Origin of the sequence: Pseudoalteromonas piscicida (assembly GCF_000238315.3) — a bacterium.
GTDB lineage: Bacteria > Pseudomonadota > Gammaproteobacteria > Enterobacterales > Alteromonadaceae > Pseudoalteromonas > Pseudoalteromonas piscicida.
In genome coordinates this window covers 2,009,857-2,026,685 of sequence record NZ_CP011924.1, presented here as the reverse complement: position 1 = coordinate 2,026,685, position 16,829 = coordinate 2,009,857, and the positions used below count along the sequence as shown (strand labels likewise).

The 16,829-nt window shown below is 43.6% G+C and carries 13 protein-coding genes; 7 read left to right on the top strand and 6 right to left on the bottom strand.

All coding sequences use genetic code 11. The features are described from left to right. Positions 1–19 precede the first annotated feature (19 nt). Positions 20–1,447 (top strand): serine hydrolase domain-containing protein, encoded by a 1,428-nt coding sequence (locus tag PPIS_RS09375; protein ID WP_010375840.1) that lies wholly within the window; start codon positions 20–22, stop codon positions 1,445–1,447. A gap of 115 nt (positions 1,448–1,562) precedes the next feature. Here PPIS_RS09375 and PPIS_RS09370 read toward each other — a convergent pair whose 3' ends face one another. After that, a complete protein-coding gene (locus PPIS_RS09370; protein WP_010375838.1) occupies positions 1,563–3,191 on the bottom strand; it encodes a methyl-accepting chemotaxis protein in 1,629 nt (542 codons plus the stop codon). Positions 3,192–3,605: 414 nt separating this feature from the next. Then, a complete protein-coding gene (locus tag PPIS_RS09365; RefSeq protein ID WP_010375836.1) occupies positions 3,606–4,124 on the bottom strand; it encodes a hypothetical protein in 519 nt (172 codons plus the stop codon). Between the two features lie 113 nt (positions 4,125–4,237). On the opposite strand from PPIS_RS09365, the gene PPIS_RS09360 reads away from it, so the two are divergent. The 5 genes from PPIS_RS09360 to map all read left to right on the top strand — a co-directional run bounded on the left by PPIS_RS09360 (position 4,238) and on the right by map (position 8,713). Beyond that, a complete protein-coding gene (locus PPIS_RS09360) occupies positions 4,238–4,726 on the top strand; it encodes a hypothetical protein (protein ID WP_010375833.1) in 489 nt (162 codons plus the stop codon). Further along, entirely contained in the window at positions 4,723–5,097 is a 375-nt protein-coding gene (locus PPIS_RS09355) for a rhodanese-like domain-containing protein (RefSeq protein WP_010375831.1), read from the top strand. The genes PPIS_RS09360 and PPIS_RS09355 overlap by 4 nt, the downstream gene beginning before the upstream one ends. Before the next feature lie 197 nt (positions 5,098–5,294). Further along, positions 5,295–7,559 (top strand): TonB-dependent siderophore receptor, encoded by a 2,265-nt coding sequence (locus PPIS_RS09350; RefSeq protein WP_010375829.1) that lies wholly within the window; start codon positions 5,295–5,297, stop codon positions 7,557–7,559. A gap of 181 nt (positions 7,560–7,740) precedes the next feature. Continuing rightward, positions 7,741–7,941 (top strand): ParD-like family protein, encoded by a 201-nt coding sequence (locus PPIS_RS09345; RefSeq protein ID WP_010375827.1) that lies wholly within the window; start codon positions 7,741–7,743, stop codon positions 7,939–7,941. A 1-nt stretch (position 7,942) separates the two neighbouring features. Then, positions 7,943–8,713 carry a type I methionyl aminopeptidase gene (gene map, locus PPIS_RS09340; protein WP_010375825.1) on the top strand — a complete coding sequence of 257 codons (771 nt, stop codon included), beginning with the start codon at positions 7,943–7,945 and terminating at the stop codon, positions 8,711–8,713. Positions 8,714–8,725: 12 nt separating this feature from the next. On the opposite strand, the gene PPIS_RS09335 is transcribed toward map, so the two are convergent. After that, the gene (locus tag PPIS_RS09335) at positions 8,726–9,529 is read right to left on the bottom strand and encodes a methyltransferase domain-containing protein (protein ID WP_010375822.1); all 804 of its coding nucleotides are present in this window, start codon (positions 9,527–9,529) and stop codon (positions 8,726–8,728) included. A 21-nt stretch (positions 9,530–9,550) separates the two neighbouring features. Next, entirely contained in the window at positions 9,551–10,306 is a 756-nt protein-coding gene (locus PPIS_RS09330) for a Nif3-like dinuclear metal center hexameric protein (protein ID WP_010375821.1), read from the bottom strand. A gap of 191 nt (positions 10,307–10,497) precedes the next feature. Between PPIS_RS09330 and PPIS_RS09325 the strand changes: the two genes are divergently transcribed. After that, the gene (locus PPIS_RS09325) at positions 10,498–12,531 is read left to right on the top strand and encodes a tetratricopeptide repeat-containing sensor histidine kinase (protein ID WP_010375819.1); all 2,034 of its coding nucleotides are present in this window, start codon (positions 10,498–10,500) and stop codon (positions 12,529–12,531) included. Positions 12,532–12,616: 85 nt separating this feature from the next. Here PPIS_RS09325 and PPIS_RS09320 read toward each other — a convergent pair whose 3' ends face one another. Beyond that, on the bottom strand, positions 12,617–13,690 hold the full coding sequence (locus PPIS_RS09320; protein WP_010375818.1) for an efflux RND transporter periplasmic adaptor subunit: 1,074 nt from the start codon (positions 13,688–13,690) through the stop codon (positions 12,617–12,619). A gap of 14 nt (positions 13,691–13,704) precedes the next feature. Beyond that, the gene (locus tag PPIS_RS09315; RefSeq protein ID WP_010375816.1) at positions 13,705–16,815 is read right to left on the bottom strand and encodes an efflux RND transporter permease subunit; all 3,111 of its coding nucleotides are present in this window, start codon (positions 16,813–16,815) and stop codon (positions 13,705–13,707) included. Positions 16,816–16,829 lie beyond the last annotated feature (14 nt).

Below are 16,829 nucleotides of genomic sequence, written 5' to 3'. Positions count from 1 at the left end.
ACAATAAACAAGGATTTACATGAAAGCATTACCCCATTTACTGTTATTTTTATGCTTGTTTTCTATGCCTGCTCAGGCGACGACTCAACTGCAAAAACAACTAGATGACTATATCGCGCAGTATCACCAAATTAAAGAGTTTGATGGTGCCGCTTTGGTTGCTCGAGGATCTGAGGTGTTACTGCAACAAGGTTATGGGTTTGCCAACGTAGAGTGGCAAATAGCAAATCAGCCCAATACTAAATTTAAGCTAGCATCAGTGACCAAACAGTTTACCGCGCTTTTGGTATTACAACAGGTTGAGAAAGGAAAGATTGAGCTTGATGCTAATATTTCCAGTTATTTACCTAAATACCGAAAGGATACGGGAGACCAAATTACCATAAGACAATTACTTAATCACACATCAGGTCTACCTGATGTGTTTCAACACCCCGAATTTCGCCAAGTGCAGAGTCACAACCCTTATAACCATGATGAGTTTATCGACCATTTCTGCTCAGGAGACTTGTTGTTTGAGCCGGGCTCTGCGTTTCGTTACAGCAATGCCGGTTACACTATACTTGGACGTATCCTTGAGCTTGTGAGTGGACAAAGTTACTGGCAACTACTTGAAAAGCAAATATTAGTACCGTTAGATATGAAAGAAACTGGATTTGCCGATGATGAGCAGGTAATTAAAGGCTTAGCCAGTGGTTACGATACCACGTTAAAGGGGTTCAAACATGCCGATTTTATTGACATGACTGTGCCTTTTTCCGCGGGTGCAATGTATTCAACGGTGCTAGATATGTATAAGTGGGACCGTGCATTATACACAGATAAACTATTAACGCCTGAGACCAAGACATTGTTATTTACCCCCTCTAAACATAGAAATTACGGGTTTGGCTGGGAAATCACCAACAAAGAAGATGCCAGTCAAACTAAAACGCTGATTCACCATGCCGGTGGAATCCCAGGGTTTGGGGCTAAGATTGCAAGAGTATTGGAGGACAAAACGGTTATTATTTTGCTGGATAATACAGGTGGTGCGCCATTGACACAGATGGTTGATGGCATACTTGAAATCCTTGCAGGTAGGGCTGTAGCAGCGCCTAAGTTAAGTCCATATCGGCTGCTTTTTGCAACGATTCTATCTGACGGCGTTGAAGTTGCGATTAAAAACTATCAACAACAGGTTCGCGAAGGGAAGGGGCTGAGTGAGCGCCAGCTAAATCGCTTTGGGTATCAATTATTGGAAGTCGGTTATTACGACGCCGCAATTGAATTTTTCAAATTGAATGTTACGGCACACCCAAAAAGCGTGAATACCTATGACAGTCTTGCTGAGGCGTATCTAATTAAAGGAGATAAAACCAATGCACGTGTTACTTATCGGCAGTTATTGCAATTAGATAGTAGCCATGAAGCGGCTAAGAGGTTTGTAGAATCAACCTTGAAGTGAGCGCAGCAGTCAACTTTTGCTATGTCTGTTACCGAGCATAGTTTTCTGATGATAGAGTGTTTCAATTATATAGCGCCTAGCTAAGCCTAAGCGCTATTAATTTCGTCGGGTTATCTTAGAGCGTAAACTTGTCGACTTGTGACTTTAAGTCATGGGCAAGTTTACTCATTTCATTACACGCCGTCGCGGTTTGGTTGGCACCTTCGGTCATTTCAACGGCTGAGTAATTGATAGTCTCGATATTTTTGTTCAGCTCCTCTGAAACCACTGATTGCTGATGACAAGCTGACGCGATCTGTGTACTCATGGCTGCGATGCTATCAATTTGAGATTCAATTTGATGGATCATATTGCCAGCGACTTCCGATTGCTCAACACAAAGTGCAATACCTTGTTCACAGCTTTTGGTTGCCACGCCAGTTTCCTTCGACTTGGTTTGTAGGTCGTTGACGATTTCAACAATTTGCGTGGTTGAATCTTGGGTGCGTTGGGCCAGTGAGCGAACTTCATCCGCAACAACGGCAAAACCACGACCTTGCGCGCCTGCACGAGCGGCTTCAATGGCGGCATTTAATGCCAATAGATTCGTTTGTTCCGCGATCTCTCTGATTACGTCAACAACCACATTAATGTTGTGTGAGTTTTTCTCGAGATTATTGGCAAGCTCGCCTGCAGATGTGACTGTTTGTGCAACGTCTGAAATATGATTAATATTTGATTTAAGTGCGTCGCTGCCTTCTCTGGCTTTTTCACTTGCCTGATTTGCTGACTCAGCGCCCATTTCTGTACTTTTAGCTACTTCACTAATCGCAGCTTGCATTTGTGTCATCGCGGATGCGACGGATTGCAGCTCATTTTGTTGTACATTCATGCCTTGGGCATTTTGGTAAGAAATAGCATTTACTTCTTCTACCGCTGCAGTTAATTGAATGGCTGAGTCATTGATCATGGTGATCAAGGCGTGTAACTGTGAACGCATTTTTTCTAAAGATTGGGTCAATAAACCGAGCTCGTTCTTGCCTGTATCTTCAAGTGTAATCGCATGATTTAGCTCACCACGGGCGATTTTACTCGCAAGATCCACGGATAAAGCAAGCGGTGTCTTAATCGCTTTACTCAACAGCATACAAATAATGACTATGGTTATTGCAACGAGTAATCCAGAAATCGCTAAAGTAAATAGGGTGCTATTAACGGCTGATATAGCCGAGCGCTCAGAATTTTCAACACTGCTATCATTTAGTGCTTCCAGTTCACTAAGCTCAGACATGGCGTTGGCAAACAGGGGGTAGCTATCCAAAATAATACGATTTGCTTCTTTTGCGTTGCCACTTAAGATAAGGCTTTCATAATGATAGGTCGCATTGACGTATCGCTGCCAAGCTTTAATAAATGCGTCGAATAACGCTTTTTCTTCTGTGCTGACCGGTAATGATTGATAAAATGCTATCTTGTCATTTAATGACTTCTTCAGATCTCTTAATATAGCGAGCCAGTTTTGTACCTCTGAGTCTTCAGGGTTTAATGCAGTACTAAACTCATCTTTACGTATCGTTGCTAAGTCAATTTTAATGTCTTTGATGGTTTCCATCGATGGAATACTGGTTCTGACTATGTCGTTCAGATTGGCGTTTACTTCTTTCATTCCTTGGTAGCTCATCAAGCCAACTCCAATGAAAATGACAAAAAGTAAGGTGAAACTTAACGTTATTTGGTTAGAAATAGATAGTTTTTTTAACTGCATTATTGAAGCTCAATGAATCCATGGATGATGATTGATATTTAAAGGGGCGGTATTGTATTTGAAAAGCAGGTGATATTAATAATTAAATGTTCTTTGCTAATGTTTGCAGTTTGTATTATTTGTTGATTATATTTTGTGTTTTAGATTTGTGATTTTTTAGCTGAAAGGTGGTGTGGTTTTTTATCCTCTTTTTGTGATTTTCTTTTCTAAAAAATGTCCGGTTTTTAACTTTGCCACATCACTTACTTTTTTGTTCAAAACCTTTACGTTATGGAGACTTATAAATAGCGTTGAAGGACAAAGTTGAGGTATGTAGCCTAAGTGAATTAAAATTCACCTAAATTTTAGTTGTAGAAATCTGCATAATATTGATTTAGTTAAGTCGTTATAAAGTAATAGAGGCGCTAGGACTATTTAGACTTCATACCTTTTATCTCGTTGCCTAGTCATTTCATCAAGTACCATTTGGATCATCTGTTGCTTTATATCAGCATGCTGTGATTTAAGCTCATCAAGTTGTTGGGTTAAAATCTCGATTTCTTTTTCTGTTTCATTATCGCGGTACTGTTTTGCGCCGGTATGTTCATATCTCAGGGTATCTTCTTGTGTCGTTGGGACATCAATATCACTTACTGTGGATAATTTTATGGCCCGCTGCAGAGGTGTCTTTTTTAACTCGCTAATAAGCTGTTGTAAATGTTGGATTTGCTCTTTCATTAGGGCTTCAGACTGTTCTAACATTTCATATTGTTGCTTAAAATTAGGGTTGTTACCTTTGTATTTCTTTGCCTTTTTATCCATAAACTCAGTCAGTATGGTTTCATTTGCTGGTTTTTCTTCCGTTTCTTCTGTGGAGTTACTTGTGGCAGTGGATGTGTCGTTGTTTGCGTTTAGTGCGTCGGCAAAGTGATGTAGCTTCGTTTGAATTTCCATAACGTTATCCTTGTTATCTCTATTTCTAACTGTATCGGAGTATTTCCTGATTTCTTTAGCTGTTTGGTTAATCCCCGCTAAGCTAACAAGGTTGGTTATAAGGAGTCAGTGAAATGAAGGTATGGTTGGTTATTAGTATTTTGTTTTTTAGCTGCAAGAGCGTAGCTAAATGTGAAGGCCAGGTATTTAGACAGTTTGATTTTTGGCTTGGAGATTGGTCGGTAACGAGCGTAGGAGGCCTTGAGTCTGGACATAATCGTATTACCCGTGAGTATGATGGCTGTGTTATTAAAGAAAGTTATACCACTGAACTTGGGTATCGTGGTGAGAGTATAAATATTTATGATGCTTCCACTCATCGTTGGCATCAAACTTGGGTGGATAATAGTGGGCTGTTGTTACAGTTGGATGGTGAGTTTCATGAAGGGAAAATGGTATTACAAGGGGATAGGAAAAATGCAGCAGGTATTAAGGTGACGGATAAGATAACATGGACTGCGAATCCAGATGGTACGGTACGTCAAGTTTGGCAGAGTAAGCAAGGGGCTGATGAGTGGCAAATAGTATTTGATGGATTATACAAAAAGGAGACTAAAGAATGAGAAAACTGATTATTAGCTTTATGTGGTTTGTTAGCAGTATTTGCTATGCCCAATCGGAAACGATCACACAGCAAGCACTGATGGTAAATCAAATGTCTGCAGACGCTTACACCATAGTGGACGTACGAAGCCCTGAAGAGTTTGCCGCAGGACATATCAAAGGGGCAATAAACATTCCTTTTAATGAGATTGAAATGCATCAGGAAGAGCTGACTAAATTGACTGATACACCACTCGTAGTGTACTGCCGCTCAGGGCGTAGGGCTGGCATCTTCATTAAAGCACTAGCGCCAAAAGGTTACACCTTAAAACACCTAGAAGGTGATATGAATAAGTGGCTGGCGGAGTCTTTACCTGTGGTGGAAAAGTAGGGGTTCCCTACTTTTTGAGTAAATAGTAGAGGGTAAAAACAAAAGGTAAACGGCAAAGCTCAATAGGGTTTGGTCGCTGGTACGTTTGAATAGCGCTTAAAATAACTTCATATCACTAAAAAAGGGACTTGAAAGAACTATTAATATAAATGATAATCACTATCGTTTTCAAAATGAAGTTAATTTAGGGAAAAACGATGCGCTCTTCATCTCCACGTACACGAAACAATTCTTTAAAACTCTCTCTTTGCGCCACTTTTGTGCTGTTCTCACTACATGGCAATGCACATGCCGCTGATGATACGCTAGCTGCTGATGCCGCGGGTGATGGCAGGGCTCAAGAACTAGAGCATATTTATGTGACTGGCACGAGTGTAAAAAATTACACTGAGTCCGCGAACAAAGCAGCATTAAAAATGATTTTATCACAGCGTGAAACGCCTCAAGCGGTGACCGTTATCACTAATCAAATGATGCAAGATTGGCAAACGGTTAACATTGATGAGATCTTGGAACATGCAACGGGCTTTTATGCAAAGCGGGGGGCCAGTCTCGATAGGACACGTTTTTCTGTACGTGGCGGTGATGTCAATTTAATCCAAATAGATGGTGTGCAACAGTTTCCTGGTGGCCGAAGACCGAATGTAAACGGGGATGCGGTTGCTTATGAGCGCGTGGAGATTGTACGTGGTTCAAATGGTTTATTAACTGGCGTTGGTGACCCAACCGCCACCGTAAACTTAGTAAGAAAACGTGCAACAAGCGATGAGTTTAAGGGCAGTGTGGCGGTTTCGGCTGGTAGTTGGGATAATTACCGCGCAGAGGTGGATGTGGCGAGCGGGTTAAACCAAGAAGGCAGTATTCGCGGCCGCTTTGTTGCTGCACATTATGAAAGAGATTCTTATATTGAGCGTTATAGCCAAGAGAAGACGTCAATCTACTCTACTATTGAGGCAGATCTGACCGACTACACCTTATTACGACTCGGTGTGGAATATGCTGATACCGCTTCAAAAGGGGCGATAAATAGCCACTCTCAGCCTTACTTTTATGCTGATGGTAGTCGCTATCAGGGACGCCGTGGTGACACTGGGATGACGGCAAAATGGAGTAGCTGGCCAATCGAAGAGTACACCTATTTTGTTGGGCTTGATCACGCGTTTGAAAACGATTGGCAACTCCATGCCATCGCGACTTACAATACTATTGAGATGCAAGGTGGGCAGCTGTTTTTCGTCTATCCAGATGGGCCTATCAACCCTGATGGCAGCAGCGATAATGGATTCGGTTACAGTGCTGTAATAAGTAGCTCCGAAGATGAACAAAAGACAATAGACTTGTCACTCCAAGGCCCAGTAGAGCTATTTGGTCGTACGCACGATGTTATTTTCAGCTACAACCAATTCAAGCGAGAGCGTACCTCATTTGGCAATGAAGCAGACCAAACCGCGATTTCATTGGAAGGATTAAATTTTCACGATTGGACAGGTGATGTGCCGCGCTATCCGTTTAAAGATTTAGGCCGTGATAGTTTGACGGTAACAGACTCTAATGGTGGATTTGTGGCCGTGCGTATTAACCCGCATGATGATGTTAAGCTTATTGTTGGCGCTAGGATCACCAATTGGGAGTACGATATTGACCTCTATGATCCTAATAACGGTAACTTTCTTCGTAACCGCTATCATGAAAAGGTGGATACAGAAGTTACGCCTTATGCCGGGCTCGTGGTTGATATTAATGAGCAATATAGTGTTTACGCAAGCTACACAGAGGCATTTCAGCCGCAAGCCTACTTTGATATCAATGATAAAATGCTCGACCCAAGCACCGGCGAAAGCTATGAGCTCGGGGTAAAAGGTGAGTTACTTGATGACACCTTGAACTTTACGGCGGCGGTGTATCGTAATGTTGAAAATGGGCTTGCGATTGTCGATCCAAACTACCCAGACAGCTATCTAACTCCGCAGGGCAATAGGCCATATATTCAGCGCGGTGAAGGCGATACGACAGAAGGCTTTGAAGTTGAATTTACGGGCTCTATCAATGAGCAGTGGAATATCAGCTTAGGGCTATCAAAACACAAAACTGAATCAAAAGATGGCAAAGAGCTGTTAACGGATCAGCCCAAAGAGCTCATAAACCTGTATACAACCTATGACTTTAGCGAGTTTGTTGACGGCTTGACTGCGGGGCTTGGAATTAATTGGCAAGGTAGCTTTTATGCAATACCACAAAGGCCATTGCCGGGCGGCGGTAGCGAGGCGTATAAGATCACACAATCTTCCGGAGCGTTACTTAATTTAATGGCAAGATATGAAGTGAGTGAACAGCTTAGTGTGTCGCTTAACTTCAACAACCTACTGGATGAAAGTTACTACAACAGTATTTCATCTTGGGACGGCTATGTAATGCACGGCGAACCGTTCAATTGGCAATTAGGGATGCGCTATAGCTTTTAGTGAGTCAACCTAAGCTTGGGTGACTTAAGCTTAAAATACGGAGTGCACCGCCGAGGCGGTGCATTTTTTTGCCTTAAATTTTTTTGCTTCAAAATAATAAGCAAATTGGCATTAGATTTTGCATTGTTCCGCAACTCCGTTATTATATAAAGCATATATGATATGTATATGGTTTATATAAATGGGTATCGTAAAAATTTCAGATGAACTACACGATGAGATCCGTGAAGCGAGCACTGTGATGTCGCGCTCAATCAATTCACAGGCTGAGTTCTGGATTAAAATTGGGCGACTTGCCGAGCGCAATCCAACGCTTACATTTACAGAGATCATTACGGCAGAGATGTCGCGAGTGAAGTCACAACAGCCAAAAGGAAATTGAGATGCAAGAGGTTACCTTCAAAACCGCTGATGAGATCCAATTGATGCGCGAAAGTGGACGATTGCTTACGCAGGTGTTTGACTACATTGATAGTTGGATTGAACCCGGAATTTCTACGCTAGAGATTAATGATAAAGTGCACAACTTTATTGTTGATGAGCTTAAAGCGCGTCCTGCCAGCCTTGGTCAATATGGTTATCAGTTCGTCCTCAATAGCTCTGTAAACGAGGTTGTGTGCCATGGTGTGCCGAGTAAATCACAAATCTTAAAGTCTTCAGATATTGTAAACATCGATATTACGCTTGAGAAAAATGGCTTTATCAGCGACTCCAGCAAAATGTACGTGATGCCAGACGCATTACTCCCAGCCAAAAAGTTAGTGGCAACGACTTATCAAGCGATGTGGGCTGGGATAAAAATGGTTAAACCGGGAGCAAAACTTGGGGATATCGGTGCGGCTGTACAACAAGTGGCGGAAAAAGCAGGTTACAGTGTGGTACGCGAGTATTGTGGTCATGGGATCGGTAGAGAAATGCATGAAGCGCCAAATGTATTGCACTATGGCAAAGCAAATACCGGGATGACGCTAAAGCCTGGGATGACCTTTACCATTGAGCCGATGATCAATCAGGGAAGCGCAAAAATTAAAACCAAAAAAGATGGCTGGACTGTAGTAACCCGAGATAAAAAGCTATCGGCGCAGTGGGAGCATACTGTGCTGGTAACAGATGACGGTGTTGAGGTGTTAACCCTAAGAGCGGAAGAAGCGTAAGCAGTGCTGTACTTACGCTTGCTTTAACATCAAGTGGGTGTAACGACCTAGAGACGCATAGGGCTCTTTACGATTGTATTTAAGCTCTAAGGCGAGCAAAGCATCAAAACCTTCATCCGCCTTATTCAACTCCCTTAAGTAGTCATGAAAACAGCGAACACCGGTTTTTTGCATAACGCTGAGTTTTGCTTTATCAAGCCAAGTTGCCATATTAGTTTGGCTAATTGGTTTATTGGGACTGAGACCTACTTTTTGTTTTACCTTAAGGCCTTTTTGCACATAGTCGAAGTTACCGTACACCATATTGGCCATCAGATGCGCCTCATGGTTGAAATACATTAGCGAAAGCAAGCCAGTTTCGCTTAGCTGCGACTTTAGCAGCATAAGCGCACTTTGTTGCTCAACCAGCCATTCAAGCACCGCATGGCACAATACTAAGTCGAATTGTCCTAAGTTCAGCGTATCGAGCGCTTGCAGGGGCGCGTGGATAAAATGAAGCTGGTCATTTAGTCCAGCTTCATGCGCGCGCGTTTTGGCAAGTTCAAGCATCTCTTCTGAAATATCAATCACAGTGACATGGTGGCCTAGCGAAGCTAAATAGAGCGCCAATTGCCCTTGTCCGCCGCCAACATCTAATATGCGTTTGCCACTTGATTGCGTTAGCCAGTCAACTTGTGCGCTTAAGTCACGCTTGAGCACCGCTTCTCTGATTTTACCTTTATTGGTGCCATAGATATTGTTTTTAAACTTGTGCGTTAGTTCAGCAAAGTTTCTATCTGTCGGTGCTGGTTTTTGCTGCTGCTTTTTTCTAGCCATATGCGAGATCACACCAAACGGTTAAACCGGGTTGTCGATATCAATGAATTCAACATCCAAACCATATTGCGCAGCCAAATATTCACCAAGTGCCTTCGCGCCGTAACGCTCTGTGGCATGATGTCCCGCTGCGATAAAGTGGATCTGTTGTTCGTTTGATGAATGAATGGTTTGCTCTGATGCTTCACCCGTTAGGTAGGCATCAATGCCTTGGCTTGCCGCGAGATCAATAAAGCTTTGCCCGCCACCGGTACACCAAGCGATGGTGCTGATTGGGTGATCGCCTGCAACATTTAAGAGCGGTTTTCTACCGAGTTTTTCTTCAACTAAAGCGGCAAAATCAACAGCAGTCATTGGCGTCGTTAATTTACCTTTTACCGCTACGCTATTTTTATTCCAAGGTTCAAGCGGCCTTTCATATTCAAGCCCAAGTAACTTACCGAGCTGTGCGTTATTCCCGAGTTCAGGATGAACATCCAGTGGAAGGTGGTAAGCGATTAAGTTGATGTCATTAGCAAGCAGGGCTTGTAGGCGGCGCTTTTTCATGCCAGTGACACATTGATCTTCCCCTTTCCAAAAATAGCCGTGGTGAACCAAAATGGCATCTGCACCTCGTTCAATAGCGGCATCAATTAAAGCTTGGCTTGCGGTAACACCCGTGACGATTTTTTGGATTTCGTCTGTTCCTTCCACTTGCAGACCATTTGGACAGTAATCGTTAATTTGAAATGGCTTCAGTAATTCCGTTAATTGATTCACTAATTTGGTTCGTTTCATAACACCCCCTAACTCTTAGATAGCGCTAGTTTAACTGGTTTTACGATAGATCAAAAAGGGAGATTACACCGATAGATACATGCAATATGAAGGAATAAAGACAAACAGCTCGGATCTGATTGTTCTTTTATTCGAAATAAAAATGAATTACTGTATGTTTGTAGTTCTTTATTATTAGTAAAGGTAAATACATGTTTAAGTTTGCAGTGTTTCTGCTGCTTTTGTGTCCGTTTTGCGTTCAAGCAGAACTGAATGAAGAGGATTTTGAGTCTCTTCGGCTGCAAATTAGAGAGCAATATACCGTTGACCCTAAAGTTGCGCTTCAACTCACTGAACAAGCCTTAAATACTAGCCGTTTGAGCGCAGATCAAAAAATCAAAATCCTGAATTACAAAGCTTGGTTTCAAATGGAGCTGAATCAATTTTCGGCTGCTATGCGCACGATAAATGAAATCAAGCGACTGATAAGTGGCGCTCAAGATAAATCACTGATTTATGCTTACTATAATTTGTCGGGGGGAGTTTATTCTAAACTAGGACTGTATGAGCTTGCTTTGGTGCAGTACAAGGATGCATTGATTGTTGCGGAGCAACGAGGCGACGACATGGTATACCAAACAAAAAGTAATATTGCTGACGTTTATTTTTTGCTCGGCCAATATGATGTCGCGTTAGATTACTATAACGAGTACCTGCACTTTCTGAATTCAAACAAAGATGAGCTGTCATTATCATTGCTTTATAACAACATTGCTAAAGTCTACATAGCTAAAAGTGAATACGATAATGCTACAAAGTTTATTGATAAAGCACAGCAAATTCAAAAGAGTAGCAAGTCTGACTACCATCTAGCGTATTCGTCACAGTTTCGAGGAAAAGTCGCGCTTGCTAGAGGTCAACAGGGTGCTGCATCGGCCTATTTCAGGAAAGCCATCATGACTTTTCAACGGCTTGGTAATGTTCGCGAAGTCAATGACGTTAAGCTCGATTTAATTACCTTGGATATCAAACAAGGAGATATCACGGAAGCTAAAAAGCTGGCTGAAGAAGTGTTGGAAGCTGCGAAGCAAACAAACACTAAAAATAAACAGGTACGCGCTTTGTCGGTGTTAGCGAAAATAGCCGAGCTTCAGGGGGACAGCAAACACGCACTGGCTTTAACACAGGAGTTAAGCCAAGTGGAGCGAGAGATCTATGCTCAGCAGCGCAATATTACCTTATCTCGTGCTTCTTACGAACTTGAAATGGTTGAAAAAGAGCTAGAAATAGAGTCGCTTAAACGAGTGCAGGCGGTTCAAGCTGCAGAGGCAAGCGCACAACAAAAGTGGCTGTTGAGTATTATCATATTTATGTTGATTTATGCCGTATCAACTATCTTAGTGATCCAAATAATTCGACGTCGAAATGGCAAGCTACGGGCCACATTAAAAGAGTTAACAAACACGCAAGAAATGCTCGTTGAAGCGGAGAAAATGTCGTCACTAGCTGGATTGGTTTCGGGGATGGCGCATCATCTCAATACACCAATAGGTTTAGTGATCACCGCAAACTCATCCCTTAATGGCTCGCTACGCGACGTTCAAGACAAATTTGAACAAAAAACGCTGTCGCCTAGTCAACTTAATCACTTTATAGGAGATGCTTTAGTGGCATCAGATATTGTTGACCGTAGTGCCAATCGCCTCAATGCCACAGTCGAGCGGTTTAAAGCAATTAATACCTCAATTGGTAGTGCAGAACTTAAAACGATAGAATTATCAGACTTTTTAAATTTGCACATTCGTGAGATGCTGATCCGCACAGCGCCAAACGCTAAGTTAATGTTGGATAACGATAGCCTTGAGGTACAAACCTATCCCAATATCTTGCTTGAGGTATTGAAGGAGTTTATGCACAACTCAGTGCAACATGGATTTATCGACAATCATGTAGAAGACCAACCTCTAATTACCATCCGTGTGAATGAATACGATGATGCATGGCAGCTAAGCTATAAAGATAATGGCCGAGGCCTGCCTGATCATAATACAGAGCAAGTGTTTAATCCCTTTTTTAGTACAAATCTAGCGGCGCAATTAGGACTTGGCTTAACCATTGTATTTAACAGTGTGAGCCATGTGCTTCAGGGCAGTATTAAGGCATATTCAGATGATAAAGGGGTGGAGTTTTTGTTGACCTTACCCAAGCAGCTAAAAAATGGTAGGCGCAAAGCTGTGAAAAATTAATTCAACTACTTTCGGAAGCTGTGATGCTTTTAAAAATGAGCCGCTCGTCCATGAGTGAGCTCATTGGGCTAGTAACTGATTGTTATTAAGGGTTTGTCACCTCTACGTCTTGTCCGGTTTGTAGGCGCTCTGCGCCGCGAACGGCGACTTTATCACCTGCATGTAAGGTATCTTTGGTACGGGGAGTAATTTCAACCCATTGGCCTTTGCCATTGCCGACGGTGACAGGAATTTGTTCGGCTTTATTTTGCTTATCTATTTTGACGATATGGGTGCCTTGCTTGCGTAATATCAAGGCATCACGGTCAACCAGCAGTACGGCTTGTTTGCTGGTGAGCGGCACTGCCACATCAACTAATTGTCCAATTGCCCACCTATGGGTCTGATCTGCTGCCAGTGCTGCACGCACTTCAACGGTTTGTGAGCGCGGATCGGTTGAGGGGATCACCGCTGTGACTTTTGCTGACGTATTATCTGGCTGCGATAAGTCACCAGAACGGATTGGCAGCGCTATGCCTTTTTGCAAAAACTTTAAGTATTTAACGGGCACATATAAGCGAACCTCAAGATGATGGATATCTAATATGGTGAGCAGTTCATCGGCGCGATTTATTTCTCGCCCTGCGCGTTTAAAACGTTCACTGATAACACCATCAAATGGAGCACGGACCGTTGCGCGGGACAACTTATCGTCAATAACCTTAAGTTCGACTTCTGCTAAGGCGATATCTGACAGCGCTAGGTCATGTTTATTTTGCATTTCATCGACTTGGCTCTCTGCCGCACTGCTGGTTTTTGCGAGCTTTTTTAATCGAGTCAATTCTTGTTGATATAAGCGTAAATTGATCTTGGCTCGATTTAATAATTCGGCTTGGCGGGCCTTATCGAGTTCCAGCGGGAGCGTGTCCATCCGCACTAAGATTTCGTCTTTCGCGACACTGGTACCGGGTTCTGCTACGTATAATAAACGGCCACTAACCCCTGCGGTCAGCGTCACATCGTCTTTCCCATACAGTGTGCCACTAACTTCAATTTCGCTCGTGAGAGGGGCTTTTGTCACTTCAGCGACGGTGACTGGCACCACGGCAACGGCTTGTGGTGCAATGATCCCAGCACACAGTGCTAGGGCCTGAAGTGTCTGTTTTATTGGGTTTTTCATTCTGTTCTCACTACTCACTGATTGGCAACTAGGCTGAGCGGGGCTTTGGCCGTTGATTTGTTTGTTTCGGATGGCGGAGTTTGCCGCCCAAGTTGCAATAAACTCGGCATCAACACTAAGGTAAATAATGCACTGATAGCCATGCCACCGACGATGACGGTCGCAAGGCCGCGGTAGATTTCTGAGCCGACGCCTGGCATGAGCATGAGTGGCAGCATGCCAAACAGGCTGGTCAAGGTACTCAAGTAAACGGGTCTTGCTCTTAGTAACACCGCTTGTCTGACCGATGCTTCACGGTTCATGCCCGATGCCATCGCAACGCGAGTCTGATCCACTAGCAAAATGGCATTATTAACGACCAGCCCAAGCAAGATGATAAAACCTATCATGGTCAGTAAATCCAAGGACTGGAAGGTAAAGAGGTTTAAGATATACAGAGCCAGCACGCCACCTGCGATAGCCAGTGGCATCACTAATAATACCAAGGCGCTGTCTTTGGCAGACTTAAACAGCGCGGTCATCAACAAAAACAAAATGAACAACGCGAGGACAAAATTCAACGCCATTTCTTCCATTGCGGAATTCATCTTTTGCGCATTCCCCGCTAAAATAGCACCCGCACTGGCTGGTAGGCTTGCGCGCACTTTTGGCATTACCTGTTCACTCAAGATGGTTTGCACTTGCTGCAGGCTCATATCAGCCGGAGGCGTGACAACAATGCTGACCGTACGGCGACCGTTCACACGCCGCAGTTGCGTCGGGCCAACTGTACGTTCTATATTTGCCAACTCGCCGAGAGTTTGAATTCCTGACTGAGGTGTTACGATAGGCAAGGCTTTTAGTTCCTCAGGGCTTTGCCAAGGGATACCACGAAGAATAACGTTCATACGCTCGTTACCATCAAAATACTCATTGACGAATAATCCACCGGTATAAGCTTGTACCGCTTGAGATACATCTCGACGCGTTAATCCCGCTTGGGTGATCCTGCGATCGTTAGGCGTTAATCTAAGCTCTGGCTCTGCCATATCCAATCGTGGCTGAGGTCTGGCAGTTGCCTCTGGTAGCGCCGTTTGTACTGCCTGCAAAGCCACTTGAGCAGCTGAGATTAAGTCGTCCATATTGGGACCTGTAAGGTCAATATTAATATCGCGACCATCGCCGCCATTGGCGACTTGGATCATGGAGCCGCGAAAGAAAAACACTTGTGTATCGGGAAGGTCAACAAAGATTTCTTCTCTGGCTACTTTCATCAGTTCTTCAACACGTTGAGGGTCGGCTGAATAGATAAAACCGCCAGCATTAGAACCAAACGCATAGAAATTAAAGTCTTTAATACCTGGCTCTTTTTCGCCTTGGTAATAGGGCATTAAGCGCTTTTTCACGCGCAGCAGTAGTTCTTCTTCCATAAACTGCACATTGCCACCAGGTGGTGTCACTAGGTTAAAGAAAAAGCCGTCGGTGGGGGCTCTTGGCATAAAGTCAGTTTTTGGCAGCATGGTCAAGGTTGCAACTACCGAGCCACCCAGTAATACGCCAATCCAAGTAAGTTGCTTTACTCTATTATTGGTTAACTTCATGATGAAATTGGTGAGTTTTTGCCAGTATTGATGGTAAGGATCTGGTTTTAGTTCAGAGTCTGGCCACAAATGGTTTGCCAGTGGAATAAGGGTAATTGCACACAACATTGACGCAATAACGGCAATAGAGAGTGTCAGTGCTAAATCGGAGAATAGTTGTCCCTCAGTACCCGCCATAAAGAGAATCGGTAAAAAGATGGCGACGCTGGTGGTTGTCGAAGCAAATAATGCTCCGGTCACTTGTACTGCGCCTTTTAAGGCGGCTTTTTTGTTATCGAATCCTTCTGCTCTTAAGCGTGAGATATTCTCTTGAACTATGATAGCGGCGTCTAGTACAAGGCCCACTGCAAATGCCAACCCCGCCAACGAGATCACATTCAGACTACGGTCAAAGATATTCAGTGCGAGAAAGGCGACCATCAATGAAATGGGGATTGTAGCTGCAATCACCAAAGTTGCTTTCAAGCCTCTAAAAAATAGCCACAGGATTAAACAAGATAAGAGTACCCCAAGGCCTAAATTACTTTTTACTAAAGAAAGTGCATTACGAATGTGGACGGAGGCATCAAAGCTGAGCTCAATCGATAAGCCGTTCTCAGCCAGCGGCCCTTGGTTTAATTCATCAATTGCAAGGTTGATTTCATCAAGTAAGGCAACGGTATTTGCCTCGTTAGCCCGTGAGATCCGAATATAGTAGGCTGGTTTACCATTGCGGCCACTCATGCCCAAACGGTCTGAGAAGGTGCGTTCCACACTTGCGATATCACCTAAGTAGATTGGCCTGTCTCCTGAATAGCCGACACGCATTTGGGCCATACTGGAAAGGTCGTATTGGCCGGTGAATCGTACGGTATATTGACGACGTCCAACGTTGGCAAGACCTCCAGAGGTATCGCGAGAGCTCGCAAGTACATTACTGATTTGATCTAAACTAATACCAAGCGCGGCGGCTTTGTGCGGGTCGAAAGTAATACGCAGCTCTTTTGGCCGCTCACTCGCGAGATCGACACGTGCCACGCCGGGAATACGTGCAAGTCTTGGTTCAATAAACTCGTCGATTTGCTTTTGAAACTGCGCCATATCAAAGTCGAGACTATTTGATTGATAGTCTTTAGGTGTGACCAGCAAAGTGGCTGCAGCTTCACCGTTATTACCGCCGGCGAATACGACTGGGTCTAGCGCATCAAGTGGCAACGGCGGAGCCTGATTTAAGCTTGTTAGCACATCTAGCATTGCTTGTTGCATATTTGCACCCACCGCAAATGTTAGCGTAATAGAGCCGTTACCACGATTGATGTTGGTATTAACTTCAAGTGCGCCGGGTGTGTTTTTGACCGCATTTTCTAGCGGTTCGATGATTACAGATTCTATTTCTTCTGGAGCGGCTTGGCGCCATCCCGAGAAAATCGTGATCTGTGGTTGCTCAATATCTGGCGTCAACTGAATGGGCAGTTTAAATATACTTAACAGCCCAAATAAAACAATCAACACCAAGATGACAATTACACTCGCTGGATTTTTTAGCGAACCGCGTGTCACGTTCATTTGGTATATTCCAA

Bases quoted from the DNA above. Each gene is read 5' to 3' on its own strand.
- PPIS_RS09375 (WP_010375840.1), top strand. From the start codon at position 20: ATGAAAGCATTACCCCATTTACTGTTATTTTTATGCTTGTTTTCTATG.
- PPIS_RS09370 (WP_010375838.1), bottom strand. From the start codon at position 3,191: ATGCAGTTAAAAAAACTATCTATTTCTAACCAAATAACGTTAAGTTTC.
- PPIS_RS09365 (WP_010375836.1), bottom strand. From the start codon at position 4,124: ATGGAAATTCAAACGAAGCTACATCACTTTGCCGACGCACTAAACGCA.
- PPIS_RS09360 (WP_010375833.1), top strand. From the start codon at position 4,238: ATGAAGGTATGGTTGGTTATTAGTATTTTGTTTTTTAGCTGCAAGAGC.
- PPIS_RS09355 (WP_010375831.1), top strand. From the start codon at position 4,723: ATGAGAAAACTGATTATTAGCTTTATGTGGTTTGTTAGCAGTATTTGC.
- PPIS_RS09350 (WP_010375829.1), top strand. From the start codon at position 5,295: ATGCGCTCTTCATCTCCACGTACACGAAACAATTCTTTAAAACTCTCT.
- PPIS_RS09345 (WP_010375827.1), top strand. From the start codon at position 7,741: ATGGGTATCGTAAAAATTTCAGATGAACTACACGATGAGATCCGTGAA.
- map (WP_010375825.1), top strand. From the start codon at position 7,943: ATGCAAGAGGTTACCTTCAAAACCGCTGATGAGATCCAATTGATGCGC.
- PPIS_RS09335 (WP_010375822.1), bottom strand. From the start codon at position 9,529: ATGGCTAGAAAAAAGCAGCAGCAAAAACCAGCACCGACAGATAGAAAC.
- PPIS_RS09330 (WP_010375821.1), bottom strand. From the start codon at position 10,306: ATGAAACGAACCAAATTAGTGAATCAATTAACGGAATTACTGAAGCCA.
- PPIS_RS09325 (WP_010375819.1), top strand. From the start codon at position 10,498: ATGTTTAAGTTTGCAGTGTTTCTGCTGCTTTTGTGTCCGTTTTGCGTT.
- PPIS_RS09320 (WP_010375818.1), bottom strand. From the start codon at position 13,690: ATGAAAAACCCAATAAAACAGACACTTCAGGCCCTAGCACTGTGTGCT.
- PPIS_RS09315 (WP_010375816.1), bottom strand. From the start codon at position 16,815: ATGAACGTGACACGCGGTTCGCTAAAAAATCCAGCGAGTGTAATTGTC.